This is a genomic window from Azospirillum picis (assembly GCF_017876115.1).
GTDB classification, from domain to species: domain Bacteria; phylum Pseudomonadota; class Alphaproteobacteria; order Azospirillales; family Azospirillaceae; genus Azospirillum; species Azospirillum picis.
In genome coordinates this window covers 139297-163427 of the sequence record NZ_JAGINO010000014.1, presented here as the reverse complement: position 1 = coordinate 163427, position 24131 = coordinate 139297, and the positions used below count along the sequence as shown (strand labels likewise).

General features: G+C 67.7%; 24 protein-coding genes. 2 read left to right on the top strand and 22 right to left on the bottom strand.

Translation table 11 applies throughout. From position 1 onward, the window contains the following. Window positions 1-4: 4 nt before the first annotated feature. From J2850_RS18860 to J2850_RS18850, 3 genes are all read right to left on the bottom strand, one after another. Window positions 5-1237 carry a radical SAM/SPASM domain-containing protein gene (locus J2850_RS18860; RefSeq protein WP_209984601.1) on the bottom strand — a complete coding sequence of 411 codons (1233 nt, stop codon included), beginning with the start codon at window positions 1235-1237 and terminating at the stop codon, window positions 5-7. Next, window positions 1230-2291: an EamA family transporter gene (locus tag J2850_RS18855; RefSeq protein WP_246513203.1), complete on the bottom strand. Its 1062-nt coding sequence runs from the start codon at window positions 2289-2291 to the stop codon at window positions 1230-1232. The genes J2850_RS18860 and J2850_RS18855 overlap by 8 nt, the downstream gene beginning before the upstream one ends. 713 nt (window positions 2292-3004) lie before the next feature. Continuing rightward, on the bottom strand, window positions 3005-3382 hold the full coding sequence (locus J2850_RS18850; RefSeq protein ID WP_209984598.1) for a hypothetical protein: 378 nt from the start codon (window positions 3380-3382) through the stop codon (window positions 3005-3007). 212 nt (window positions 3383-3594) lie between these two features. Between J2850_RS18850 and rraA the strand changes: the two genes are divergently transcribed. Together rraA and acnB are read left to right on the top strand one after the other, a co-directional pair. Continuing rightward, window positions 3595-4095 (top strand): ribonuclease E activity regulator RraA, encoded by a 501-nt coding sequence (gene rraA, locus J2850_RS18845; RefSeq protein ID WP_209984595.1) that lies wholly within the window; start codon window positions 3595-3597, stop codon window positions 4093-4095. Between the two features lie 201 nt (window positions 4096-4296). Further along, entirely contained in the window at window positions 4297-6888 is a 2592-nt protein-coding gene (gene acnB, locus J2850_RS18840; RefSeq protein WP_209984591.1) for a bifunctional aconitate hydratase 2/2-methylisocitrate dehydratase, read from the top strand. 113 nt (window positions 6889-7001) lie between these two features. On the opposite strand, the gene J2850_RS18835 is transcribed toward acnB, so the two are convergent. The 19 genes from J2850_RS18835 to J2850_RS18745 form a co-directional block, all read right to left on the bottom strand. Then, window positions 7002-7424 (bottom strand): hypothetical protein, encoded by a 423-nt coding sequence (locus J2850_RS18835; RefSeq protein ID WP_209984588.1) that lies wholly within the window; start codon window positions 7422-7424, stop codon window positions 7002-7004. A 184-nt stretch (window positions 7425-7608) separates the two neighbouring features. Next, window positions 7609-8370 carry a DUF6683 family protein gene (locus J2850_RS18830; RefSeq protein WP_209984582.1) on the bottom strand — a complete coding sequence of 254 codons (762 nt, stop codon included), beginning with the start codon at window positions 8368-8370 and terminating at the stop codon, window positions 7609-7611. Window positions 8371-8504: 134 nt separating this feature from the next. Next, on the bottom strand, window positions 8505-9410 hold the full coding sequence (locus J2850_RS18825) for an MBL fold metallo-hydrolase (protein ID WP_209984580.1): 906 nt from the start codon (window positions 9408-9410) through the stop codon (window positions 8505-8507). Window positions 9411-9534: 124 nt separating this feature from the next. Further along, entirely contained in the window at window positions 9535-10854 is a 1320-nt protein-coding gene (locus tag J2850_RS18820; RefSeq protein WP_209984578.1) for an Nramp family divalent metal transporter, read from the bottom strand. Window positions 10855-11105: 251 nt separating this feature from the next. Then, window positions 11106-11903, bottom strand: a complete 798-nt coding sequence (gene cybH, locus J2850_RS18815; RefSeq protein ID WP_209984575.1) for a Ni/Fe-hydrogenase, b-type cytochrome subunit — start codon at window positions 11901-11903, stop codon at window positions 11106-11108. Between the two features lie 27 nt (window positions 11904-11930). After that, complete coding sequence (locus tag J2850_RS18810; protein ID WP_209984572.1) at window positions 11931-13745, bottom strand: nickel-dependent hydrogenase large subunit; 1815 nt, start codon at window positions 13743-13745, stop codon at window positions 11931-11933. Window positions 13746-13747: 2 nt separating this feature from the next. Further along, window positions 13748-14821 (bottom strand): hydrogenase small subunit, encoded by a 1074-nt coding sequence (locus tag J2850_RS18805; protein ID WP_209984569.1) that lies wholly within the window; start codon window positions 14819-14821, stop codon window positions 13748-13750. A gap of 294 nt (window positions 14822-15115) precedes the next feature. Beyond that, window positions 15116-15658 (bottom strand): HupE/UreJ family protein, encoded by a 543-nt coding sequence (locus J2850_RS18800; RefSeq protein ID WP_209984566.1) that lies wholly within the window; start codon window positions 15656-15658, stop codon window positions 15116-15118. Window positions 15659-15790: 132 nt separating this feature from the next. Continuing rightward, window positions 15791-17281: a sigma-54-dependent transcriptional regulator gene (locus J2850_RS18795; protein ID WP_209984564.1), complete on the bottom strand. Its 1491-nt coding sequence runs from the start codon at window positions 17279-17281 to the stop codon at window positions 15791-15793. Between the two features lie 3 nt (window positions 17282-17284). Further along, window positions 17285-17626 (bottom strand): hydrogenase maturation nickel metallochaperone HypA, encoded by a 342-nt coding sequence (gene hypA, locus J2850_RS18790; RefSeq protein WP_209984561.1) that lies wholly within the window; start codon window positions 17624-17626, stop codon window positions 17285-17287. Then, on the bottom strand, window positions 17619-18479 hold the full coding sequence (locus J2850_RS18785) for a [NiFe]-hydrogenase assembly chaperone HybE (RefSeq protein WP_209984558.1): 861 nt from the start codon (window positions 18477-18479) through the stop codon (window positions 17619-17621). The genes hypA and J2850_RS18785 overlap by 8 nt, the downstream gene beginning before the upstream one ends. Continuing rightward, on the bottom strand, window positions 18476-19333 hold the full coding sequence (locus J2850_RS18780; RefSeq protein ID WP_209984555.1) for a hydrogenase expression/formation protein: 858 nt from the start codon (window positions 19331-19333) through the stop codon (window positions 18476-18478). The genes J2850_RS18785 and J2850_RS18780 overlap by 4 nt, the downstream gene beginning before the upstream one ends. Beyond that, the gene (locus tag J2850_RS18775; RefSeq protein ID WP_209984553.1) at window positions 19330-19785 is read right to left on the bottom strand and encodes a thioredoxin domain-containing protein; all 456 of its coding nucleotides are present in this window, start codon (window positions 19783-19785) and stop codon (window positions 19330-19332) included. The genes J2850_RS18780 and J2850_RS18775 overlap by 4 nt, the downstream gene beginning before the upstream one ends. 4 nt (window positions 19786-19789) lie before the next feature. Then, complete coding sequence (locus J2850_RS18770) at window positions 19790-20101, bottom strand: HypC/HybG/HupF family hydrogenase formation chaperone (protein ID WP_209984550.1); 312 nt, start codon at window positions 20099-20101, stop codon at window positions 19790-19792. A gap of 16 nt (window positions 20102-20117) precedes the next feature. Next, on the bottom strand, window positions 20118-20744 hold the full coding sequence (locus tag J2850_RS18765) for a HyaD/HybD family hydrogenase maturation endopeptidase (protein WP_209984546.1): 627 nt from the start codon (window positions 20742-20744) through the stop codon (window positions 20118-20120). 511 nt (window positions 20745-21255) lie between these two features. Next, window positions 21256-21897 carry an NUDIX hydrolase gene (locus tag J2850_RS18760; RefSeq protein ID WP_209984544.1) on the bottom strand — a complete coding sequence of 214 codons (642 nt, stop codon included), beginning with the start codon at window positions 21895-21897 and terminating at the stop codon, window positions 21256-21258. Between the two features lie 155 nt (window positions 21898-22052). After that, on the bottom strand, window positions 22053-23423 hold the full coding sequence (locus J2850_RS18755; protein ID WP_209984541.1) for a PQQ-dependent sugar dehydrogenase: 1371 nt from the start codon (window positions 23421-23423) through the stop codon (window positions 22053-22055). Window position 23424: 1 nt separating this feature from the next. After that, the gene (locus J2850_RS18750; RefSeq protein WP_209984538.1) at window positions 23425-23847 is read right to left on the bottom strand and encodes a DUF2231 domain-containing protein; all 423 of its coding nucleotides are present in this window, start codon (window positions 23845-23847) and stop codon (window positions 23425-23427) included. Beyond that, entirely contained in the window at window positions 23838-24119 is a 282-nt protein-coding gene (locus tag J2850_RS18745) for a hypothetical protein (protein WP_209984534.1), read from the bottom strand. The genes J2850_RS18750 and J2850_RS18745 overlap by 10 nt, the downstream gene beginning before the upstream one ends. Between the last annotated feature and the right edge of the window lie 12 nt (window positions 24120-24131).

Genomic DNA, 24131 nt, shown 5'->3' with positions numbered 1-24131 from the left:
TCGGTCAGCCGTCGGAGCCGACGGCGATCGCGCCGGTGCGGGCGAGTTCGATCCGCCCGACGCCGACCATCTCCTTGGCGCGCTCGACGATCTCGTCAGGCGCGTTGGCCGCCCGCCAGCTTTCATAATCCTCCAGCTTGCGTCCCATCGCCGACAGGTCGCTTCCTTCCCACTGCCGCTCGCGTACCAGGCAGAAGCCATCCTGATCCCGCTGCCGGACATGCCTGGCATAGGCGGAAGTCCAGATCGCTTCCAGGGAGTCGGTGCGCGCATGTCCGATCAGCCGCGACAGGCCGTTGCAGTCGTACACCTCGCCGAACAGGTTCACGAACAGGCCGCAGTTCACCTGACGGCAGCGGTAGCCGCCCCCCATCGGCCGGCTGGGCTCGTAGTGGAGGCCGTATTCGCTTTCGTCGATCCGCCGCATCATCTCGATCAACTCGTCGGCCCGGTTACGTTCCAGCAGGATCGATTTGTGGTCGGCCATGCCCTCCGGGATCAGGGTGACGATGTAGCTGTGGACGTTGTTGTCCCTGCACCACCGGAACAGGTCGGCGACACCGCTCAAATCGTGGTACTTCGGGGTCACGACGACGTCGATCGCCAGCCGGGTCGGAATGGTCCGGTTGAAGCCGCGCGCCAGGAGGATGCGCATCGCGCCGTGCGCCTTGTCGCCATAGCCGCGGACGCCGACCATGCGGTCCTGCACGGTGGTATCGATGTTGTTGTATTTCAGGAAGATGGTCGCGCCCAGCCGGTACAGCCGGTCGGCATCCGCCTCGTCCAGATGATAGCCGCTGGTGAACACGACGCTCGTCATGCCAAGCGTATGGATGTATTCGACGATGTCCCAGAAGCCGGGGTCCAGCATCGGCTCCCCGGCCCCGGGAAATTCCACCGTGGTGGCTCCCAGTGCCTTCGCCTGCCGGATGATGTCCTTGCGCTCCTCGGTGGTCAGTTCCCGGCGGTTGGGCACGCCGTTGTAGCGGTCCGGCGTCCGATCGCAATAGAAGCACTTCAAGGCGCACTCGCCGGTCAGGTCGAGGTCGAGATGCGTCATCCGCCCCGCGATCGAAGCCGCGCCGACCAGGCTGGCGCAATGATCGGTCCCCTTCGCCCAGAGGTCCTCCAGCCGGGCTCGTGCCGCCGCGATATGCGGAAGGGAGCGGCGGTCCAGTTGCGGCTCGATGCGGAGATGGTCGAGGGGGCCGGTGGCGGCTTGTTGGCGATCAGGCATTCTTGGCCTCCAGTTGGGCGGCGGCTTCGGCCCGGCGGGGCGGCTCGTCCGCTCGGGCGGCGGGCGGGCCGGCTGTCCGACTCTCCGAAAGCGTGACGAGGACGACGGAAAGGGAAACCAGCGCGATGCCCGCGAGGTTGGGCGGTGTCAGCGTTTCCCCCAGGAGCAGGTATGCGGCGATCCCGGCCGCCAGCGGGTCGAGCAGCCCGATCACCGTTGCGGGGAGGGCGTCGACATGGCGAAGGCCGAACAGCAGCAGCCAGTAGGGAATGATGGTTGCGATCACCGCGATGAAGCCGATATGGGCGATCATCTCCGGGCTCGGGCGCAGCGTATGCACGCCAAGGAACGGCAAGGCGGCCGTCCAGAGCATCGACGAGACGGCGAATGACCAGAAGGTCAAGGCTGTCGCGCCGATGCCGCGGGATTTGCAGGCGTTTCCGACCATGTTGAAGAGTGCGAAGGCGAACCCGCATGCCAGTCCGACCAGCAGGCCTGCGGACAGGTGAACCCACTCGCCGCCGGTTCCCGTCAGCAGGGCGCATCCCGCGAGGCTGAGGCCAACGATGCCGCTGTCCCGCAGGCTCATGCGGCGCGTGCCCAGGATCGCTCCAAGGACCAGAACGAAGAAGGGCGATGTGTATTCCAGGGTTATCGCCGCCGCGACGTTCATCATGTCAATCGCCAGATAGAAGGTGGCATTGACCAGCACGAACAGGACGCCTGCAGCCACGACCAATGGCCGGGCCGGCGGCGGAACGTGGAACGGCCGTCCGGGTAGGAGCGCCATGATGGGGCCGAGAACGGCGCACGCCACGAAGGTGCGGACCGCTGTCAGGTCGAGAGGCGATACATCGGCCACGAACAGCATTTTCGCCGCCGCACCCGCCACGCCGAAAAGAATGGCGGCCAAGAAAATCGAAAAAATGCCAATGGCGTGCATTGGCCGCCGTGCCGCCATCATCTCCTCCGCCGTGCAATTGCGGAGCCTCGCGGGACTTTTGCGCCTTCGACCGTGCCGCGCTTCGTGGTTCAGCCCGGCGATGACAGCCAAGCATGGCCATGCAGGGTGAGCTGCAGATGCCCGTGGCGACCTTGTCCGCTCGCTTCCGTCAAAATGGTTGGTGTACCCCAATCACGGGTGTGACCGGAAAATGAGTGTGTGTCTGTAGATACATGCATCCTATGGAAGAGTCAATCTCACATATTATAATTGAAATATAAAAAGCGTCAAAAACAGCAATTAAAAAGTGTGGCTGTCGTCGGGCTGATCTCTCGCCGTCGTGGTTTCCGCGCCGGCCAGGAGGACGCGGGCTGGCCCTTTGTCGACGACCCAGTGCTTTTTCCCATGCGTAGGACCATGGGCTTGGCGTCGGCATGGAGGAACCGGCATCGCAGTGGCTGCCGACCGAGCCCGGGTCGCGCTGCTGCTCCCGACTGCATGAAGCGCGGTCCGAGGGTCGCAGTGGCTTGTTTTGCCAGGTTTATCGGTGGCCGGCGTGACCATGCGCCGGTTTCGAGGCGGCAGGGATGTATGGCACGTCCGGAGCCGGTCCAAAGTTAAGACAGGTCAGAGGTTGGACCGTCCGCCTAGCGGCAATCGGCACCCCGGTCCCGCGGAGACCGCCGGTTGTCTGCCACCACAAAGGCCGGCAGCGGAGACCGGCAGCAAAGACCCGTAGCATGTCCCTGCAGCCCGGCTGCGGCGTGCCGGTACTCCGTGGGCAGGGCGCCGCCTTGACGGCAACCTGCCTCTGAACGGCGGACTTACCGTGCCGATGGCAACGCCGCACCGCCGCGTGCATAGATCTGGATGGGGCGGCAGAAGTCGTCGACGGTGACCACGAGACTTCCCGGCTGGTCGGTCAGCCCGACCCATGCGTCGTAGCGAACGATCCGGCCGGTGTTGATGTCGCGGTAGAGGCCGTAGCTCACGCCGCGGATGCTCCCCGCCGGGACCTTTGCCCCGGTGAGAACCGAGGCGACCGACGGATTGCATTCGTTGGCGCTGGTCCGCTCCAGCGCCCCCAGCACCGCGGGATCGGGATTCGCGGTCGGCGGCGGTTCAAGCCCGGCGCATCCGGCGAGCAGCATCAGGCCGATGCCGGTCGCCGCGCCGCAAGTCGTCAATTTCCTGATCATCATGCGCTATCCCCATAACTGGCAGTATGCTTGCGCTCCATTTGCAAATTAACTAGGGCGCGCTCCCGTGACGCCGACTGATCTTCCGTGCAGTCCCTGCGGCATGATCGCCGTCCGCGGGCATGCGGGTACCGCGGCTCTTGCCCTGCTTTCGCCTTTGGCGCAAATGTCGCAGTCGAAAGCGACAGCATCGGCATGTCGAGGAGCCGCACCCCATGACCACGGGCCATATTCCCACCTGCGACCTGTTCGACCGCTTCAAGGACGCCGTCCGCTATGTCCTGCCGGGCCTGCGCGACTTCGGCGCGGTCACGCGCTTTTTCGGGCCGGTCGTCACCGTCAAGTGCGTCGAGGACAATTCCCGGGTCAAGGAACTGTTGGCCACCCCCGGCGACGGGCGAGTGCTGGTGGTCGACGGGGCCGGCAGCCTGCGCTGCGCCCTGATGGGCGACATGATTGCCGCCTCCGCCGTCAGCAACGGCTGGGCCGGGGTGGTGATCTGGGGCTGTGTCCGCGATGTGGCCGAACTGGCGGCGCTTCAACTTGGCATCAAGGCGCTGGCTTCGATGCCGCGGGCCTCTACCCGGCGGGACCAGGGGCTGGTCGATGTGCCGGCCGAGCTTCCCGGCGCCACCGTCCTTCCCGGCGATGTTCTGTTCGCCGACGAGGATGGCATCGTTCTGCTGACGGCGGAGCAGGCTGCCGGCCTGAAGTAATTCGACGTTTCGAAGTGGTCATACCAAAGACAGGTAATACCAGTACATATCCGCAATTGGACTTGTCCTCAATCCGGCACGAATCCAGGCGTCGCCCCTTGCTCTTTAGTTTGCCCAGGGATATAAACCGCTCCTGAGTTCAAGCGGGCCGTCTGGCGGTTCCCCTCCCAGGGCGGCCTTTCATTTATGAGGAATCCTGCCGTGCTCGAAGCCTACCGCCAGCACGCGGCCGAACGCGCCGCCCTCGGAATCCCGGCCCTGCCCCTCTCCGCGAAGCAGACGGCCGAGTTGATCGACCTGCTGAAGGCACCGCCGGCCGGTGAGGAAGCGTTCCTCCTCGACCTCATAACCTACCGCGTCCCGGCTGGTGTCGACGATGCCGCCCGCGTCAAGGCCGGCTTCCTGGCCGCCGTCGCCAAGGGCGCCGACAGCTCGCCGCTGATCTCCAGGGTCAAGGCGACCGAGCTGCTCGGCACCATGCTCGGCGGCTTCAACGTCCAGCCGTTGATCGACCTGCTGTCGGATGCCGAGTGCGGCGCCGCCGCCGCGGAGGGACTGAAGAAGACCCTGCTGGTCTTCGACTTCTTCCACGACGTCAAGGAATTGGCCGACAAGGGCAACGCCAACGCCAAGGCGGTGCTGCAGTCCTGGGCCGACGCCGAGTGGTTCACCTCGCGTCCGGAAGTCCCGGCGTCGATGACGCTGACGGTCTTCAAGGTGTCGGGCGAGACCAACACCGACGACCTGTCCCCGGCCCCGGACGCCTGGTCGCGCCCGGACATCCCGCTGCACGCGCTGGCCATGCTGAAGAACCCGCGCCCGGGCATCGAGGCGGACGAGCCGGGCCAGCGCGGCCCGACCCGGCAGCTCGACGAGCTGAAGAAGAAGGGCAACCTGATCGCCTATGTCGGCGACGTGGTCGGCACCGGCTCCTCGCGCAAGTCCGCCACCAACTCGGTGCTGTGGTTCACCGGCGAGGACATCCCCTTCGTCCCGAACAAGCGCTTCGGTGGCGTCTGCCTCGGCACCAAGATCGCCCCGATCTTCTACAACACCATGGAAGACGCCGGCGCCCTGCCCATCGAGTTGGACGTCAACAAGATGGAGATGGGCGACGTCATCGAGCTGCGCCCCTATGAAGGCAAGGCGCTGAAGAACGGCGAGATCATCGCCGAGTTCTCGGTCAAGTCCGACGTGATCTTCGACGAGGTGCGCGCCGGCGGCCGCATTCCGCTGATCATCGGCCGCGGCCTGACCGCGCGTGCCCGCGAGGCGCTGGGCCTGGCCCCGTCGACCCTGTTCCGCCAGCCGGCCTCGCCGGCCGACAGCGGCAAAGGCTTCACGCTGGCCCAGAAGATGGTCGGCCGCGCCTGTGGGCTGCCGGAAGGCAAGGGGGTTCGTCCCGGCACCTATTGCGAGCCGAAGATGACCACGGTCGGCTCCCAGGACACCACTGGCCCGATGACCCGCGACGAGCTGAAGGACCTCGCCTGCCTCGGCTTCTCGGCCGATCTGGTGATGCAGTCCTTCTGCCACACCGCCGCCTATCCCAAGCTGGTGGACGTCAAGACCCACCACGAGCTGCCGGACTTCATCTCCACCCGCGGTGGCGTGGCCCTGCGTCCGGGCGACGGCGTCATCCACTCCTGGCTGAACCGCCTGCTGCTGCCCGACACCGTCGGCACCGGTGGCGACAGCCACACCCGCTTCCCGATCGGCATCAGCTTCCCGGCCGGCTCGGGCCTGGTCGCCTTCGCCGCCGCCACCGGCGTCATGCCGCTGGACATGCCGGAATCGGTGCTGGTCCGCTTCAAGGGCACGATGCAGCCGGGCGTCACCCTGCGTGACCTCGTCAACGCCATCCCGCTCTACGCGATCAAGGCCGGCCTGCTGACGGTCGAGAAGAAGGGCAAGAAGAACATCTTCTCCGGCCGCATCCTGGAGATCGAAGGCCTGCCGGACCTGAAGGTGGAGCAGGCGTTCGAACTGACCGACGCGTCGGCCGAGCGCTCGGCGGCCGGCTGCACCGTGCTCCTGAACAAGGAGCCGATCATCGAGTACATGACCTCCAACATCACGCTGATGAAGTGGATGATCGGCAATGGGTACGCCGACGCGCGCACCCTGGAGCGCCGCATCAAGGCGATGGAGGCGTGGATCGCCGATCCGCAACTGCTGCGCCCGGATGCCGATGCCGACTATGCCGCGGTGATCGAGATCGACCTGGCCGACGTCAAGGAACCGATCCTGGCCTGCCCGAACGATCCGGACGACGTGAAGACGCTGTCCGATGTCGCCGGCGACAAGATCGACGAGGTCTTCATCGGCTCCTGCATGACCAACATCGGGCACTTCCGCGCCGCCGGTAAGATCCTGAACGGCAAGTCGGACATCCCGACCCGCCTGTGGATCGCGCCGCCGACCAAGATGGATGCGATGATGCTGACCGAGGAGGGGTATTACGCCACCCTCGGCAAGGCCGGCGCCCGCATGGAGATGCCGGGCTGCTCGCTGTGCATGGGCAATCAGGCGCAGATCCGGAAGGGATCGACTGCGGTGTCGACCTCCACCCGCAACTTCCCGAACCGTCTGGGCATCGACACCCGCGTCTACCTGTCCTCGGCCGAACTGGCCGCGGTCGCGGCGCTGCTGGGCAAGATCCCGACCACCGAGGAGTACATGGCCCAGGTCGGCGTGGTGAACGAGAAGGCCGCCGACATCTACCGCTACATGAACTTCGACCAGATCCCGGCCTTCCAGGACGTCGCGGAGAAGGTCGCAGTCCCGGCGTAACGCTGGGACGGACGGCTCGCCGACCGAAGGCCCCCGCCGGAGCGATCCGACGGGGGCCTTCGCTTTGGGAGCATGGCGCTTGCAACCGGTCCCCGGCGACGTCGGAGCGGCCGTCAGGAGTTCATCGCGACGACAAGCATGGTGTAGTCGCTGTCCTGGCCGGCGAACGGCGTGTCGATGAAGGCGCTGGCGATCACGTCACCGTGGCGCTTCCAGGTTTGCGCACGGCCTGCGCGCATCCGTCCCGGGAGAGCCGGTTCGGCGTCCCAGCCGTGAAGCGCGGCCTGGTAGTGGGCGGCGATGCCCGGCCAGCCTGCGCCGGCCGGCAGCCTGTACGCCCTGACCTCCAGGCGGCCATACCGGGCGTCGAGTGCGTCGCGGAGTTCGCCGATGACGTCGTCCAGGCGTTGTTCGTACGCGCCTGACCCGCTTATCGGGCGCGCCTCGGCCGGGAGTGGGGGCGTCGGCGTGGCGGGAGCGCAGGCGGGCAGCAGAACGGCGATGGCCGCAAGGGCCGTCCCCCGGTTCTTCCGCATCGGCTTTCCTCGGTCGGTGGCGGTTCAGCGTCAGGGAGGCACGGGGCAAAACCCGAAGCGGCTCCGGTCCGGACGGGGGCGATTAGAGTGTGATCGTTTCACGCGGTATCGCTTGAAACGTGACTCACACGGAAGACCAAAAGCTGAGAGTCCGTCCGGTGCCTGATGAAGCACCAGACGGACGCTAGTCTGCCCGGACGAAGCCGGCATTTGTCAATTCCAGTCGACGCAGGTCGACGCCCATCTCGTTGCGGAAGCGCGCGACGGCTGCGTCGCCAAGACGTCGGATGGTTGCGCGGTCGCCACGGGTCACGGCGTCGACATAGGCCGCATGCTGGACCAGGAAATTCAACATCAGCACCTCCGACATCTCCTGGCGCTGGGCCTCGCCGAGGCGCGCGTAATCAGGGTTGGAGACGATGATCGGGCGCACCTGGTTGCGGACGGCCTGGGCTTGAGCACGGTTGCTGTCGGCGGTGTTGGCCATCACCCAGTTGAGGATCCAGTAGCTGGCCATGGTGTCGGCCAAGTCGCCTGGGCGCAAGCCGTCGCCGCCGACGATCTGCGCCCAGTTGCGGACCGGATCGCGCTGAACCATGGCCTCGGCGATGCGGCGTCCACCTTCGGCGCCCGCCTGCCTGCCCATCCAGTCGGCGAACTGTCGGCGCACGCGGGCGCTGACCTCGGGCGCGGCGCGGTAGGTCGTGGCGGCGGCCGGCGGAGGGGAGGGCACCTGCCGCTGGGGCGGGCCGGCTGCCCCGCCAGTGGCCGAACCGATCACGGTATCGACCCTCTGCCTGTTCAGGATATCGGACAACACGTAGTTGTTCGGAAGCACCGTCGGCATGTCCTGGGCGGCGGCGGGTGCGGCCAGGGGCAGGGCGAGCATCAGCAGGGCGAGCATCAGCATGACGGCCGCCGGGGAGCGGGTGCAAGGCAGTGTCATCGGCCGGCTTCCTCCGTGCCTTGACGCAAAGGCGGGAAGCTGAGGATTGTTTCGCGGCCCTCCAGGACATTCCAGTCCGCTTACGGGGTAGGGCGCCAGAGGCCGAACCTGCACAGCCTTCGGCGGCTGCGGCCTTATCCTCCCGGCGGGCAGTAGGCGCTGCGGTCCTCGGCGCGGGCCGGATTTTCCAGGTAGACCCCGCGCCTAGGCACCGCGATCCGCTCGAACTCGTCCGCCAGCCGGTGCAGGGCGGCGCGCATCTCCGCCCCCTGCATCGGCTCGCCGTGGCCGGTGACCACCAGTTCCGGCTCAAGCGCCGCCAGCCGGGCGACCGAGTCCCGCGCCTTGTCCCATTCCACGGTGAAATACATCGGCGGCCCGTGCATCTCCGCCCGTTGCACCGCCACGGCATAGGCGGATTCCTGCCCGGTGGTGACGAAGGCGTCGCCGGCGATGAGCGTGCGATCGTCCTCCCGCCAGAAGGAGACATGGCCGACACTGTGGCCGGGCGTGTGGATCCAGCGCCAGCCCGGCATCCCCGGCACGCTGCCGTCGTCGGGCAGCGGGTGCAGCCGTCGCCCGACATTCACCGGCTTGCGCGGGTAGAAGCGTGCCAGCGCCGCCATCGCCCCTCCACCCACAGACGGGTCGCCGGGCGGATAGGCCGCCTGGCCGTTCAGGTAGGGGTGTTCCAGGGGGTGGGCGTAGACCGGTGCGTCCCATTCCTCCGCCAGATCCTCCAGCGCGCCGACATGGTCGAAATGGCCATGGGTCATGACGATGGCGGCCGGCCGCGCCTCGCGGCCGAAACGCTCGGTGGCGGCGCTGCGGATGAAGCCCTTCGTGCCGGCAATGCCGGTGTCGATCAGGACCCATCCACGGTCGCCGGCGCCCGGCCGTCCATGGAACATCACGTTGACGATGCCGAGACGGCGGTAGGCGAGCGTGGCGGTGAGGCCGTGGGTGTGATCGCCGCGCAGCGCATCCTGTACCGGGTCGATCGCGCTGCTGTCCTCCGACAAGGGGATCTGCGTTGCCATGGTCCGAATCTCCGGCTGTGATCTTCGACAACAGTGTGGAGGGAGCGATGTCATGCCCTTGACGGATTATGCCCTTCACGCCCCGGCCGTCTTCCGCCCCCCGCCATCCTCCACCGGCGGCCGGTTACAGGAACCAGGACACCACCAACGCCATGGTGCACAGGAAGGTCACCAGCGTGGTCGTCCAGCCGAGGATGTTCGTCAGCCGCCCGTTCGTCCGGGCTCCCACCACCGTCCGCCGGTTGGTGAGCAGCATCATGATCAGGAGAAGGGGCGGAACGGAGAATCCCTGGACGATCCCCGACCAGACGAGTGCCTTCATCGGGTTGAAGCCCAGGAAGTTCATGGCGACGGCGAGCACGGTCACCGTGGCGATGATGCCGTAGAACAGCTTGTTCTCGCTCGGACGGTCGTGGAGGCTGCCCTCCCGCCCGATGCCCTGGACGACGTCATAGGCGGCACCGGTCGTCATCACCGGCACGGCGAGGAAGCCGACACCGACCACGCCGGCAGCGAACAGGTACTTGGCGGCTTCGCCGGCCAGGGGTTCCAGTGCGGAGGCCGCCTGCGCCGCCGTCTCGATCTCGGTCTGCCCCGCGCTGTGCAGGGTCGTCCCCGTGGAAAGGATGATGAAGTAGAGAATGACGTTGGAGAAGACCATGCCGACCAGGACGTCCCGCTTGGTGCGCTCCATCTCCCGTCGCGTCGCCCCCTTGCGCTGCCACAGCCGCCGGCGTCCGATCGCGATCTGCTCCTCGACCTCCTGGTTCGACTGCCAGGTGTAGACATAGGCGGAGAGGGAGGTGCCGATGCAGGCGACGATGATCGACAGGAATTCGGCGTCGAATCGGATCCGCGGGATGAGGGTGCTGCGAAGGACCTCGACGGGATCGGGTCTGGCGAGGATCGCGGCGGCCACATAGGCGAACAGGATGAGGGCCAGCCAGCGGAAGATGCTCCTGATCAGCGAATAGGAGCCGAAATACTGGATCGCGAAGATGACGGCCGCGGTACAGACAACGAGCAGCGGGATCGGCAGCGGGACCAGGAGGTTCAGGGCGGCGCCTATGCCGCCGAGATCGGCCGCCGCCTCGATGATGTTGCCGATGAAGGCCAGGGTGACCAGGGGCATCAGCACCCAGCGTGGGAACTGGTCGCGGATGCAGGCGAACAGTCCCTTGCCGTAGACCTGCCCGATCTTGGCGGAGAGATAGACGACCACATACATCATCGGCAGCAGGACCGGCGCGATCCACAGGATGTTCAGCCCGAAGCGGGCGCCGGCGCTCGCATAGGTGCCGATGGCGGACGGATCGTCGTCGGCCGCCCCGGTGACGACTCCCGATCCGATCATGCGGAAGATCCCGGACTTGCCCCGCTCCGGCTGCCCTTGGATCTCCGCAGCCTTGCCGCGCTCGGGCGGCTCGTGCGCATGGTCCTTCATGAAGCCTCGCAGACGGAAGACAGTCTGCGCTCAACAGGCCGGGGAGGCGGCGGTTGGCCCTCCACCATCAGGCTGTCCGGCGGGTTGCCCTAAGAGCGGTGGCCGCGCCGATTCATCGCGCCCGATGCACCTGTCCGGCCAGCACCTTTGGTGCAAGGCCGGAGCCGGATGCCGTCAGGCCGCCTTGTCAGCCGAACCACCGTGCCGGCGGGGCCGCCCTGCCCATGCCGGTCCCACCGGTTCCGGGCGGCTCAGCCGGCCGGCAACGTCCGCTTCACCGGTCGTTCCTGCTCCTCGTCCGCCGGGGCTTCGGCATCCTTGAAGGTGCGGACGCCGCTGATCATCGTGGAGATGATCGACTGCCGGGACATGATGTCCTCGCGCACCGCGGCATAGATGTGCACGATCACGAACAGCAGGATCGCCCACATGCCGAGATGGTGCCAGGTGTGGACGTCCATGCTCTGGCCGAACAGCGGGATGACCCAGCCGAACAGGCGGTCCTGCCAGCTTCCCTGGCCCGCGCCCTCGCTGTAGAGGGCGAAGCCGGTGACGATCATGAAGACGCTGCCGACCGCGATCACCCAGAACATGGCGAACTGGGCCAGCGGGTTGTGGCCGACATACAGTTTGGGCTTGCGCTCCAGGAACAGGTACCAGCGCGCCTCCAGGAACAGCTCGCCCCACCAGTGCCGGTCCCAGAACGGGAAGCGGAAGAGCTGCCGGGCGTGGTGGTTGCCGGCGAAGGCCCAATAGAGCCTGCCGATGAAGCCGACCGCGAAGATGTAGGCCGCCGCGAAATGGGCGAAGCGGATATAGCCCATCAGGAAATTGGCGCTGGCCTCGCCCGGCTGACTCGGCAGCGGGTTGGCGATCAGGTAGCCGGTGACCGACAGCACGAGGATCGCCAGCGCGTTGACCCAGTGCCAGACCCGCACCGGGACCTCGTAGACATAGATCGCCTTCAGGAAGCGCCCTCCGGCCGCCGATGCGGCCGAAGGGTCATCCGCCGGTACCGCGACCGGTTTCGCGTCGTCGAGAGGAGCCATGGGTGAAATCCTCCTCGGGATGGCCGGTCAGCGTACGGTGACGCGGGCCAGTTCGGCGCCGTCGGGCGCCATGACGTGGGTGGAACAGGCAAGGCAGGGGTCGAAGCTGTGCAGCGTGCGCAGGATCTCCACCGGCTCCTCCGGGCGTTCCATCGGCGTGTTCAGCAACGACGCCTCGAAGGCGCCGATGTTGCCCTTGGGATCGCGCGGGCTGCCGTTCCAGGTCGTCGGCACGACGCACTGGTAGTTGTCGATCTTGCCGTCCTTGATCCTGATCCAGTGGCCAAGCCCGCCGCGCGGGGCGGCGACGGTGCCGACGCCCTTGGCCTCCTTCGGCCAGGTCTTCGGGTCCCACTTCTCGACGTTGGCGGTGGCGGTGTCGCCGGCCTTGATGTTGGCGATCAGCGCGTTCCAGTCGTCGAGCATCATGGTGCAGCAGTACTGGCATTCCAGCGCGCGGGCCAGCGTGCGGCCAATCGTGGTCGGCAGCGCCTGCTGCGGCGTGAGGCTGGTGCCGGCCAGCTTGTTGAAGGCGCCCAGCGATTCGGTGATCTGGTCCTTCACGTAGCCCACACCCTGGGCATAGGCCAGGATGTAGCGGGGCAGGGGGCCGACCTCCACCGCATGGCCGCGCCAGCGCGGCGCCTTGATCCAGGAATATTTGGCGGCCTCGTCCAGCTCCTTGATGTCGGTGCGGCTGCCCTTGGCGTTGGGGCCGAGCTCGAACTTGGCCTCGGTGACGCCGTCCCACGGGTGCAGGCCCTTGCTCTCGTCGTCGTAGTGGTACCAGCTATGGGCGACGAACTCCTGCACCTGTTCCGGGTCGCGCGGGTCGATCGGGTGCACCTCGTTCCAGTTGCCGTTCAGGATGACGCCGCCCGGCAATTGGCAGGTCGAATGGTCGTACGGCACCTTCTCGTAATCGCCGTAGTCCATGACGTTGGTGGCCGCCAGCCCGCCGCCATGGAGCCAGTCCTTGTAGAAGCTGGCGATGGCGAGCACGTCGGGCAGGTAGACGTTGTCGACGAAGGCCGAGGCTTCGAGGATGCGCGCGCGGATGAAGTTCAGCCGCTCCATGTTCAGCGGTGCGCCCGACGCCCCGGTGCCGTCGAGGTTGATGGCGCATGGGACGCCGCCGACCATGTAGTTGGGGTGCGGGTTCTTGCCGCCCAGGATGGTGTGGATCTTGACGATGTCCTTCTGGAGGTCGAGGGCCTCCAGGTAATGGGTCACCGCCATCAGGTCGGCTTCCGGCGACAGCTTGTAGGCGGGGTTGTCCCAATAGCCGTTCTTGAAGATGCCGAGCTGGCCCGATTCCACGAACTTCCGGATGCGGGTCTGCACGTCGCGGAAATAGCCGGGGCTGGACTTGGCGTGGGCCGGCGACACCGCCTGCTGCAGCGCCGAGGTCGCCTGCGGGTCGGCCTTCAGCGCGTTGACCGGGTTGACCCAATCGAGCGCGTGCAGGTGGTAGAAATGCACGATGTGGTCGTGCACCTGCAGCGTCTTCGCCATGATCTCGCGGATCAGGTGGGCGTTCTTCGGGATGCGGATCTGCAGCGCATCCTCGACCGCCCGGACCGAGGTCAACGCGTGGCAGCCGGTGCACACGCCGCAGATGCGCTCGACGAAGGCCCAGGCGTCGCGCGGGTCGCGACCCTTCAGGATGACCTCGAGGCCCCGCCACATGGTGCCGGTGGACACCGCGTTGCGGATGACGTTGTTGGCGTCGACGTTCACCTCGCAGCGCATGTGGCCTTCGATGCGGGTGACCGGGTCGACGACGACGCGCTTGCCGGTGTTGTCCAGCGAGAAGCCGTTCGGGGTCTGGATGATGCCCATGGTCAGACGTCTCCCTTGTGCTGTGCGCGCTTCAGGGCGCTGACCGCCGCGTGGGCGGCGATGATGCTGCCGACGCCGAGGGCGGCGGTGGTGCCGACCTGGTCGGCGTTGGCCTCGATCCCGAACTGGAGGATGTCGGACTGGCGGGCGTACCAGGATCCCTTGTCCCAGAAGCCGTCCTCCGAGCAGCCGATGCAGCCGTGGCCGGACTGTATGGGGAAGCTGGTGCCCTCGTTCCAGCGCACGGTGGAGCAGGCGTTGTAGGTGGTCGGACCCTTGCAGCCGACCTTGTAGAGGCAATAGCCCTTGCGCGCGCCCTCGTCGTCGAAAGCCTCGACGAACTGGCCGGCGTCGAAATGCGGCCGGCGGTAGCATTTGTCGTGGATGCGCTGGCTGTAGAACATCTTCGGCCGGCCCTGCCGGTCCAGTTCCGGGATGCGGTCGAAGGTCAGCATGTAGGTGATGACGCCGGTCATCACCTCGGCGATCGGCGGGCAGCCGGGCACCTTGATGATCGGCTTGTCGGTGATGACCTCGTGCACCGGGGTGGCGCGGGTCGGGTTCGGCCGGGCCGCCTGGACGCAGCCGAAAGACGCGCAGGAACCCCAGGAGATGATCGCCTTGGCGTCCTTGGCGACCTTGCGGAGCTGGTCGGTGAAGGGCTTGCCGCCGATGATGCAGGACATGCCGTCCTGGTTCAGCGGGGGATTGCCCTCCACGGCGAGGATGTAGTTGCCCTTGTACTTCTCCATCACCTCGTCGAGGATCGCCTCGGCATGGTGGCCGGCCGACGCCATCAGCGTGTCGTCATAGTCCAGCGAGATCATCGACAGCACCACGTCCTTGACCAGCGGGTGCGCCGAGCGGATGAAGGATTCTGAACAGCAGGTGCATTCCAGCCCATGCAGCCACAGGACCGGCGTGCGCGGCTTGGTTTCCATCGCCTGGACGATCTGAGGCACCAGCTCCGGCCCCAGGCCGAGCGCCGCCGCCGTCAGCGAGCAGTATTTCAGGAACGACCGGCGCGTGATGCCCTGTCGCCGCATCACCTCGTAAAAGGTTTCCAGCGTTGCCATCGGTTTGTTTTCTCCCGTCGGGCAGCGCCGGCGTGCGAGGGGCCGGCGCGCTTCTCCGACGGTCATAGGCAACAATCGTGCCGTGGTACGAACATTTGGCAGACCAAGGGTCTGACGGCATCCGGCACGTGCGGCGCTGGCAACTCAGCGGCCAAAAGGGCGGCTCGGGTGGAAAGCCTGTTGCCGGCGGCTAAACAGAGGCGGGAGCATTGCCAGCGCCGCTGGCAGTGGACGGGCGCCCTCTCCCCCGCCTGCGCACCCGTCTGCGCAGGAGAGAGGAAGGTCGCGCTCCGGCTATTCCAGTGCCGCTTCCGGACGGCCGATCAGCCGGTGGATCGCCAGCCCCAGCACCACGCCGGCGGCGTGCAGGGCGGCGGTGCTCAGCAGGAAGCCTGCGGCATAGCCCAGTGCGGCGGCGTCGGCCGGCATCTCCGCCCCATGGGCGTAGCCGTGGAAAACACCGAAAGCCGCGGCGAAGACGACGCCGACCCCGGCATGACGCGACATGGGCATGACGCACAGCAGGGCCAGCACGACGGTGGAGGCGTAGATCATCGGCTCGACCAGCGGCAGCGACACGCCCAGAAGCGCCAGCATTCCCCCGGCCAGCATGGCCGACAGGAAGGCGCCCGGTACGGCGAGAACGGCGCGACCGCCGATGGTGGCGCCGTAGACGCCGACGGTCACCATGGCGATCAGATGGTCGATGCCGCCCAGCGGATGCGAGGCGCCGTCGAGAAAGCCGGCACCGGCGAGATGGCCCGGATGGGCCAGCGCCGGGCCGGCGGCGAGCGCCACGGCGGCCGCGACGACGGCAATGCGCGAAGATTTGGACATGACGAACGGCTCCTCGGGGTTCTTGGCGTGGGATTCTTGTGGTTTTCTGATGCGTGCGCGGCCCCCTGCCGCCGCCCGCAGGAGAGGCGCCGGCGCGCCGGCCGCGGACGGCATGGAGAAGGGGGCATCCGGTCAATGGCTGGGAGTGCCGGCTCCGCGTTCGATACCGTAGCGCTCCAGCTTGGCCCGCAGCCCCATGCGGGAGAGGCCGAGCTCGTCGGCGGCCTTGCTCTTGTTCCAGCGGCAGCGGACCAGCGTTTCCATCAGGATTCCGGCCTCGACCCGCTCGATGCGGGTCTTCAGCGGACCACCCTGGGCAATCAGCTCCAGCGGCGGCAAGGGTCCGTGCTCCGGCGAGGCGGGGCGGGTGGCCAGCGTGGCGCCGCGCAGCACGCGGTCGGACAGCAGCTCGGCCCCCAGCGTCTCGCCGTCGCACAGGACCAGCATCCGCATGATCTCGTTCTGCAGTTCGCGGACGTTGCCCGGCCAGTCGTAGGCTTCCAGGCAGGCCAGCGTGTCCGGGGCGAACCCCGAAACCGGCTTGCCGTGGGCGGCGGACAATCGCTCCAGGATGTGGCGGGCCAGCACGGGGATGTCGTCGGGGCGGTCGCGCAGCGCCGGCATGGTCAGCGTCATGGTGCTGAGGCGGTAGTAGAGATCCTCGCGGAAGCGCCCGGCCCGCACCTCCGCCGGCAGGTCGCGGTGGGTGGCGGCGACGACGCGGACATCGACGCGGCGGGTTTCGTTGGAGCCGACAGGGCGGATCTCGCCCTCCTGCAGGAAGCGCAGCAGCCGCACCTGGAAGGCCGGGCTGATGTCGCCGATCTCGTCGAGGAAGATGGTGCCGCCGTCGGCCTGTTCCAGCAGGCCGATGCGCGTGCTGTGGGCGCCGGTGAAAGCCCCCTTCTTATGCCCGAACAGCTCGCTTTCCAGCAGCTCGTCGGGGATGGCACCGCAATTCTCGCAGTAGAAGGGTTGGTCGGCGCGCGGGCTGCCGTAATGGATCGCACGGGCCAGCAGTTCCTTGCCGGTTCCGGTCTCGCCCAGCACCAACACGGAGACGTTGAAGCCGGCCACCCGTTCCGCTTGCCGGCAGATCTCCTCCACCGGGCTTCCGGGGGCACGGACCAGCCCATCGAACCGGTAGGACTGGCGCACCCGCTCGCGCCGCACCGCAACCCGGCTTTCGGCGACCGGCGGCAGCAGCTTCAACTCTCCGCTCAGCCGGTCATGCTCGCGCTGCAACTGGTAGAGCCGCGTGGCGTTGCGGGCGGTCAGCAGCAGATGGTCGGGATGCCAGGGCTTGGTGATGAACTGGTGGATGCCGGCGGTGTTGATGGCACCGATGATATCCTCGGGATCGATGTAGCCGGTGATGACGATGCGCACCACCTCCGGCCAGCGCTCGCGCACCCGGGTCAGGAACTCAACGCCGCTGATCTCCGGCATCCTCTGGTCGGAGAAGACGACTTGGATCCATTCCGATTCCAGCAGCCGTAGCCCGTCCTCGGCCGACAGGGCGGTGAAGACCTCGAACTCGTCGTCGAGCAGGCGGGCGATGACCTCCGCGGAGCGCGGCTCGTCGTCGACGACCAGAATGCCGGGGCGTGCGGGGTCGGTCATCGCTTACTCCACCTCCAGGTCCTTGATCGTCATGCCGGTTCCGCCATTGGGATGCAACCGGTGGCCGCCGCAGCGCGGGCAGGGGGCGAGCCGTTCCTCCAGCGCCACGGTGTCGTTGCAGTCGAAGCACCAGCCCTGGCCCGCCACCTCCAGCACCTCCAGCTCCGCCCCCTCGGCCAGCGAGCCGCGCATCACCACGTCGAAACCGAAGCGCAGGGCCTCGGTTTCGACCCCGGCGAAGCGGCCGATCTCCAGCCGGACCTTGCGCACGCGGCTGAAGCCATGGGACCGGCCCGCCTCCTCCATCGACTGGAGCAGGCTTTCGCACAGCGCCATCTCATGCATCGCGGCCGGCTCCAAGGCCGAGCAACGTCCGGCGGGTCGGGGGAGCAACCGCGGGAGCTTGCGAGGGCTTGGCTGACGAGGGTCCGGCTGGTGCGGCAGCGGCGGGTGATCCGGCGCCGTCCTCGCGGGTCGACGGCTCGCGGATCGACGGATCGAACAGGGAAACCATTGCCGCGGCCGCCGTTTCGGTCGCCTGCAGCATCGATCCGAAGTCGAACATCGGCGAGAAGAGCGAGCAGGCCTTGTAGGCGCCCACCGTCTTGCGGTTGGCATGGACGAATTCATAGCGGCCGGAGGGAAACTCGACCATCTCCTTTTCGCCCGGCACGAGATCCGTCCAGTCGTCGCCTTCCCCCGGCAGCAGCACGAGGTTGAGGAACCAGGGCGTCACCAGCGCTCCGAGCCAGCGCCCGTCATGAGGGCGGAAACCCACGGCCTTGACCGCCAGGGCGTCGTTGACGATCGGCATCCCGCGCATCTGCGCTGTGTGGATCTCGCGGAAGGCCGCCTCCAGCGCGCGGATCTTCGCCTCCGGCAGGCCGGAGCCGAGGGAACGCGGCCCCTGTGTCGCCGGTGCCGGCATCTCCTTTCCCGCTTCGGCCGGCCCGCCGTCCAGTACCATGAACTGGTCGCGGGCGCCGTCGCAGACCGGGCAGCGCCAATGGTCCGGCAGTAGGCCGAACGGGGTGCCGGCGGGGATTTGCCAGACCTCGCAGCCGGCGGCCGGATCGTAGACGTGCCAGCAGATCTTGCATTCCATCCGCGTCGCGGCGGCGATCCGGCCGGCGTCGCCGAGATAGGAGCCCTCGAAGCGGACGGCGCCCTGCACGGCCGCCTGGACGGTATCGGTCATCGCGCACCCTCCAGCGCATCGAGGATCTCGGCCAGCCGTTCGGCGCTGTCGGCGATGTCCTCGGCTGCAGCGCAGACCACCGCCGGCACGTCGGTGATCTCCACCGTGTCGAGGATCAGCGTGTCGACCGAGTTGTAGTAGCGGACCCACCAGACGTTCGGCGTCGCAGTGCTGGTGACCCGGCAGTTGCCGTAGCCGCGCGACAGGATGGTGGTGGCGCCGATGCCGAGCCGCCGCTCGATGAAGGCAAGGTCCTCGGGCGTGTGGGGCAGGAGGCTGAAATTCACCGCGTGTGGGGAGTGGCCGGGCGCCCAGCCGGCGCTGCGATCCAGCAGTTCCGCCAGGATGGGCAGGCCATTCATCAGCCCGGCCGGTGGCGGCTCCGCCGCCGGCGGTACGGCGGGAAGGAAGGCGCGGTTCAGCGCCACCCTCGGGAAGGCGCCGACAAGCAGGCTTTCGCGTCTGTCGCCGTCGCCGAGAGCCCGCACCCGCCAGACCCCGGCCAAGGCGGCTTCCTGGATCTCCAGCCGGTCGCCGGCACGGTCGACCCGCACCGCCACCTCGCCTTCGCCAAGTGCCTCGTCCACCAGCGTCAGCACCGCAGGGGGTAGCCGGTCGACCGCGATGCGGGTTTCCTCGCCGGCCCGCCAGCGGACCAGCGCCGCGTGAAGGTCGCTCAGAACGGTGCGGGCGCCCATGGCGCTGACGGGATCGCCGGCCTCCGGCAACCGGGTTTCGTAGGTGCGCATGCCTGACGGCATCGGCAGGTATTCCAGCCCCTCTTCACCGACGTCCGCCTGGCTGCCGGGACCGAAGCCGATCGGCGGATGGGTCATGCCGAACAGCGGGTTCATGCGTCCCTCCCATAGAGGATGGCGGCGATGCGGTGCAGGTAGTCGTCCCAGTCGCGCACCCGGGGGATGCTGCCCAGCAGATCGCGGCCGCGCAGGAAGACAAGCGCCGGCAGGCTCATCATGCCGGTGCGGGCCAGGATCGCCTGTTCCGCGTCCAGCCCCGCGACTGCTGCGGTCAGGTGCGGGTGCAGGGCGTTGACCAGTTCGGGCAGGATCACGGCGACGTCGGCGGTTTCCGCATTCCCCTTGCCGTGGCCGGGCAGGAAGACGACCCAGGTGCCGGTGTCCGCCTCCCAGGGCCGCTCGTCGGCCCCTTCCAGCCGGCGATAGCCATGCCGGTCGGTCAGCAGGTCGACCAGCGGCGGCAACGGCAGGACGGGCTTGGCGGCCGGCCGTGCCGTGGCCGGCTCGGTTTCGGCGGTGCCGGCCGCGGGGTGGAGCAGGGCGGTCATGGCATCAGGCCTCCGTCAGGCCGGCGGCGCGTGCCGCTTCAAGGTGAGGGGGAAGGGTGGGTTCGCGGCCGGTCAGGTCGGCGAAGGCGCCGTCGTCGCGTTCGCCGTCCATCGCCGCCGCCAGGGCTGTCAGCGCCGCGCGGATCCCGGCTGCTTCATCGGGGTCGAGCCGGCGGCGTGCCGTGCCCAGGAAGCCCAGGATCCAGTCGCCTGGACGCAGATCCGGAATGAGCGAGAGGTCGACGACAGCGCCGTCCTCCGTCCGTCCGGTCAAGCCGTCCACCGCGGCGAGGCGCAGGGGAATGCCGATGCACATGATCCGTCGTCCCGGGTCACGCCATGCCGGCGGACAGCGCCGCCAGGACGCGCGGGTCGCCGATGCGGCAGGCGTCCTCGGCGCTCGGCCGTCCGCCTTCATAGGCATCGCGGGCCACCGCGGCAGAAGCAAGGCCGATTTGGCCGGCGCAGGGCTCCGCTTCGACCCCGAATTCGTCCCGGAGGACGGCCCGCACCAGTTCGGCGGCGGGGCCGACCTGGGCGGCGACGGTGGCGGTCAATCCGCCGCCGTAATCCTCCAGGCATTCCGGCTGGACGCCGACCAGGATCAGGGTCGGCGGGCAGCGGCCGAGCAGCATCGCGCTGGCCAGCACCTCCTGGAAGCCGGTCTGGTGCAGGCTCATCTTCTTGGCGCCGAGGAAGGCCGGCACATGGTCGCCACGGAAGATCTGCCGGGTCCCGGACGGAAGCCCGTAGTCGATGGCATCGATGACGATCAGGGCATCCGCGGCTTCGAGATGCGGCAGCAGGTAGAGGCCCTGCGTTCCGCCATCCATCAGCGTGACCGTGTCGGGAAAGCGCCAATCCGCCGCCAGCCGCTCCACCACCCGCACGCCGAAACCCTCGTCGGCCCACAGGATATTGCCGATGCCCAGCACCAGGATGCGGCCGTTCTCGTTCATCGCATGATCGTCCCTGAAGATCGCGCCGCCCGGGCGGGCGGTTCGGACAATCGAAAAGCAATTCCCGTACCAGATTAGCACCTTCGGCCGAGCCCTTGCGGCCGGCCATCATTGGTGTTCCTGCTGTTCGAGGCAGCAGCGATTGTGGACATGAACATTACAGGCGCCGCTCTGACTGGCAAGTAAGTTGCCAGTCTGCGCAGGCGCTTGCCGATGGCGTCGCCCGTGGAATTGTTCGTACGCGTCGAACAGTGATGTCCGGAACCCTGCGTTTATCCCGCCAGCCGGCGGCGCTACATCAGTGTTGTCCGGACGCGAGGACGTCCGGCCGATGGAGGCCGAAATGGCACAGGTTTTTTCGCTGCTGATGTTCGTCGGTGTGATGTCCTACGCCGCTTTCCTGGCGTCCTGACGCCTTTCCGTCCGACGCGCGGTTCCACAAGCGGACACACACGTCAACGGCAAGAATCAAGCAGCTTCGCCCGACCCCGACGCGGCCCCGAATGCCCGATCAGTCGAAGTCGGTGGGCAGTTCCGGATGTCGCCAATGCTCGAACAGGCGCCTGATCTGGAAGGGCAGGACGCGGCCGGTGGACAACTCCGCTTCCGGCACCTCATCCCGTGCGAAGAGCGCCGCGGCTGTCGTTTCGTGCCCGTCCCCACGCACGTGCTCCACGCCGTCCAAGGGCTCGCAGACGAAGAACATCTTGTAGATGTGGAAGGGGTAGGGAGGCTGATGGGGATGGCGGGCACGGTCGTAGACGCAGGCCAGCTTGCGGACACGCACGGCGATCCCCGCCTCCTCCAGGACCTCGCGCGCGACGCATTCGCTCGGCGCCTGATTGACGTCGGCCCAGCCGCCGGGCAGTGTCCACCGCCCGCCGTCGGCCGCTTCGCGAACCAGGAGCACGCGTCCGTCCCGGTCGAACACCGCGCCGCGGACGTCCACCTTGGGCGTGGCGTAGCCCGTCTGCTCCGCGAAGAGCGCCTCGATCCGGGCCGGGTTGCCGCCGGAGCGTGCCGCCATCATCTCCGCGGCCAGGAGCCGCAGGGCCTCGTAGCGCTCGCGGTCGTAGGCGTCCCTGGTGAAGGCGAGGCCCGACTGCGCAAGCGACTGGATTTGCCTGGCCCAGACCAGCCAGTCCGGTTCCATACCACTCTCCCCGGCACGAGCCGCCACCGAGCCGGATCGCCGGGGCGGCCTTGCTTCAAAGCAGACCTCGCCAGCATGACAGGGGCGGGTGCCCCCGTCACGCGCGTCGTGCGCCGTTCTTCGCTTGCGGGGCCGGCCGGGCAGGCTGCGCCCTCTCAGTTGGCGGATGAAGCGGCCAGGCGATCGCCCGTTGCCGGTGCGGCACCGGGCCGTGACGGCGCCTCGGCAGTTGAAGACCGGCGCGAGGGCGTCACACGCCAGATGGTGTTCGAGAGGTCGTCGGCGACGATCAGGGCGCCCCGCGGATCGACCGTGACCCCGACCGGCCGGCCGCGGGTCTTGCCGTTCTCGTCGCGGAAGCCGGTCACCACGTCGACCGGCGGGCCGGCGGGCGCACCGTCGCGGAAGGGGACGAAGACCACCTTGTAGCCGCTGGGCACGTTGCGGTTCCAACTGCCATGTTCCCCCACGAACACCCCGTCGGCGTAGCGATCGCCCATCGCCGGCGCGGAAAAGGACAGGCCGAGCGCGGCGACGTGCGGTCCCAGGCTGTAGTCCGGCCTGATCGCCGAGGCGACCTTCTGCGGATCCGGCGGCTGCACGCGCGGGTCCACATTCTGGCCCCAGTAGCTGTAGGGCCAGCCGTAAAAGCCGCCTTCCCGGACCGCCGTGAGATAATCGGGCACAAGGTTCGGCCCGAGCTCGTCGCGCTCGTTCGCGACCGCCCACAGCTTGCCCGATCCCGGCTGGATGGCCAGGGCCGTCGGGTTACGGATGCCGGTGGCGAAGGGCCGGTGCGCTCCGGTCTGGGCATCGACCTCCCACACCATCGCGCGGTCGGCTTCCGCCGGCAACCCGCGCTCGGTGATGTTGCTGTTGGAGCCGATCCCGACATAGAGGAGGCGGCCGTCGGCGCTGGCGGCCAGCGACTTGGTCCAATGGTGATTGATGTAGGCCGGCAGGTCGGTGACCTTCACCGGCGGTCCGTCAGCGCGGCTCTGCCCCTCGCGATAGGCAAAGCGCACCAGGGCATCCTGGTTCGCGACGTAGAGCTGGCCGTTCACCAATGCCAGGCCGTAGGGTGCATTCAGATTCTCGGCGAAGATGGTGCGTTCCTCGTAGACGCCGTCTCCGTCGGCATCCCGCAGCAGCGTCAGGCGGTTGCCGCCCTTGACCGGCGTCGTTCCCTTCGCCTTGATCACGCCGGCGATGAAGTCCTTGGGCCGCAACGGCTGCTCCACCCCGCCCCTGCCTTCGGCGACAAGGATGTCGCCATTGGGCAGGACGAGGGTCTGGCGCGGAATGCCGAGGTCGGTGGCGATGGCGGCGACGGTGAAGCCCTCGGGCACGGTCGGCCGACGCTCGCCCCAGGGCGCCGGATCGGCGATCTTCATGCTGGGAACCAGCGCGTGCTGCTGGGCCGGCAATTGCGGATTGGCGCCATATTCCGGCGCCGATGGTTCGCCATCGCAGGCGGCGACGAGGGTCGCGAGGGCGGTGGCGGCCAACAGGCTGGACCGTTTCATGTCATTCCTCCGCGCGGAAGCTGGAGAAGCCGACCCAGGTCGCCAGGACGGCGGTCAGGGCGACGACCGCCGAGAGGACAAGGCCGTCCGGCATCGTTCCCCAGGCGTCCCGCGCATGCACGAACGAGTTGGCGAGACCGAGCGCGAAGGTGACCAGCAGCAGGAGGAAGTAGACGAGCGCGCGTTTCCGGTCCGGGCTGCCACGGACCAGATCGACCAGCGACCACAGGAGGGCAAGTCCGGTGAAGACCATCGCCCCGGCGATCAGCCATGCGGCGAAGTTGTTCCACTGCACCTCGTAGCTTGAGAAATAGGCGAAGTCGCTGAGCAGGCCACCCAGGAACAGGGGAATGGTTCCGGCGAGCAGCACCGCATGCAGGGGGTGACGCCTCCTTACCGGTCTCTGATCGAAGGTCACAGCCATGGCGTCCTCTCCTTGACCCGGCAGAGCATGCGCAAGGCGCCGGCCGCGCGGCTTCTGCGATGGTCCTGATGCGGAATGACATGAGCCGGCGTATCGACGGACGCACGGCGCACGGTGTTCATAATGGCAATCCGCCTGAATGGTTCCTGGTGGGTTCGGCCGGTCTGCGGACGGGATGGGAAGAACTGGCCGAATGGAATTGCGGGAGCGTACAAGATGACGTCCCGCAGTGTGTTTTCGCGGTCCATGCTCGGGAAAACGAACATTTCCATGTAGCCCTGCCC

Excerpts from the sequence above, each read along its gene's own strand:
- J2850_RS18850 (WP_209984598.1), bottom strand. The coding sequence starts at position 3,382 with ATGATGATCAGGAAATTGACGACTTGCGGCGCGGCGACCGGCATCGGC.
- J2850_RS18830 (WP_209984582.1), bottom strand. The coding sequence starts at position 8,370 with ATGACACTGCCTTGCACCCGCTCCCCGGCGGCCGTCATGCTGATGCTC.
- cybH (WP_209984575.1), bottom strand. The coding sequence starts at position 11,903 with ATGGCTCCTCTCGACGACGCGAAACCGGTCGCGGTACCGGCGGATGAC.
- J2850_RS18765 (WP_209984546.1), bottom strand. The coding sequence starts at position 20,744 with ATGAACGAGAACGGCCGCATCCTGGTGCTGGGCATCGGCAATATCCTG.
- J2850_RS18860 (WP_209984601.1), bottom strand. The coding sequence starts at position 1,237 with ATGCCTGATCGCCAACAAGCCGCCACCGGCCCCCTCGACCATCTCCGC.
- J2850_RS18760 (WP_209984544.1), bottom strand. The coding sequence starts at position 21,897 with ATGGAACCGGACTGGCTGGTCTGGGCCAGGCAAATCCAGTCGCTTGCG.
- J2850_RS18805 (WP_209984569.1), bottom strand. The coding sequence starts at position 14,821 with ATGGCAACGCTGGAAACCTTTTACGAGGTGATGCGGCGACAGGGCATC.
- rraA (WP_209984595.1), top strand. The coding sequence starts at position 3,595 with ATGACCACGGGCCATATTCCCACCTGCGACCTGTTCGACCGCTTCAAG.
- J2850_RS18820 (WP_209984578.1), bottom strand. The coding sequence starts at position 10,854 with ATGAAGGACCATGCGCACGAGCCGCCCGAGCGCGGCAAGGCTGCGGAG.
- J2850_RS18750 (WP_209984538.1), bottom strand. The coding sequence starts at position 23,847 with ATGGCTGTGACCTTCGATCAGAGACCGGTAAGGAGGCGTCACCCCCTG.
- J2850_RS18835 (WP_209984588.1), bottom strand. The coding sequence starts at position 7,424 with ATGCGGAAGAACCGGGGGACGGCCCTTGCGGCCATCGCCGTTCTGCTG.
- J2850_RS18800 (WP_209984566.1), bottom strand. The coding sequence starts at position 15,658 with ATGTCCAAATCTTCGCGCATTGCCGTCGTCGCGGCCGCCGTGGCGCTC.
- J2850_RS18785 (WP_209984558.1), bottom strand. The coding sequence starts at position 18,479 with ATGACCGATACCGTCCAGGCGGCCGTGCAGGGCGCCGTCCGCTTCGAG.
- J2850_RS18755 (WP_209984541.1), bottom strand. The coding sequence starts at position 23,423 with ATGAAACGGTCCAGCCTGTTGGCCGCCACCGCCCTCGCGACCCTCGTC.
- hypA (WP_209984561.1), bottom strand. The coding sequence starts at position 17,626 with ATGCATGAGATGGCGCTGTGCGAAAGCCTGCTCCAGTCGATGGAGGAG.
- J2850_RS18810 (WP_209984572.1), bottom strand. The coding sequence starts at position 13,745 with ATGGGCATCATCCAGACCCCGAACGGCTTCTCGCTGGACAACACCGGC.
- J2850_RS18770 (WP_209984550.1), bottom strand. The coding sequence starts at position 20,101 with ATGTGCATCGGCATTCCCCTGCGCCTCGCCGCGGTGGACGGCTTGACC.
- J2850_RS18780 (WP_209984555.1), bottom strand. The coding sequence starts at position 19,333 with ATGAACCCGCTGTTCGGCATGACCCATCCGCCGATCGGCTTCGGTCCC.
- J2850_RS18745 (WP_209984534.1), bottom strand. The coding sequence starts at position 24,119 with ATGGAAATGTTCGTTTTCCCGAGCATGGACCGCGAAAACACACTGCGG.
- J2850_RS18775 (WP_209984553.1), bottom strand. The coding sequence starts at position 19,785 with ATGACCGCCCTGCTCCACCCCGCGGCCGGCACCGCCGAAACCGAGCCG.
- J2850_RS18825 (WP_209984580.1), bottom strand. The coding sequence starts at position 9,410 with ATGGCAACGCAGATCCCCTTGTCGGAGGACAGCAGCGCGATCGACCCG.
- J2850_RS18795 (WP_209984564.1), bottom strand. The coding sequence starts at position 17,281 with ATGACCGACCCCGCACGCCCCGGCATTCTGGTCGTCGACGACGAGCCG.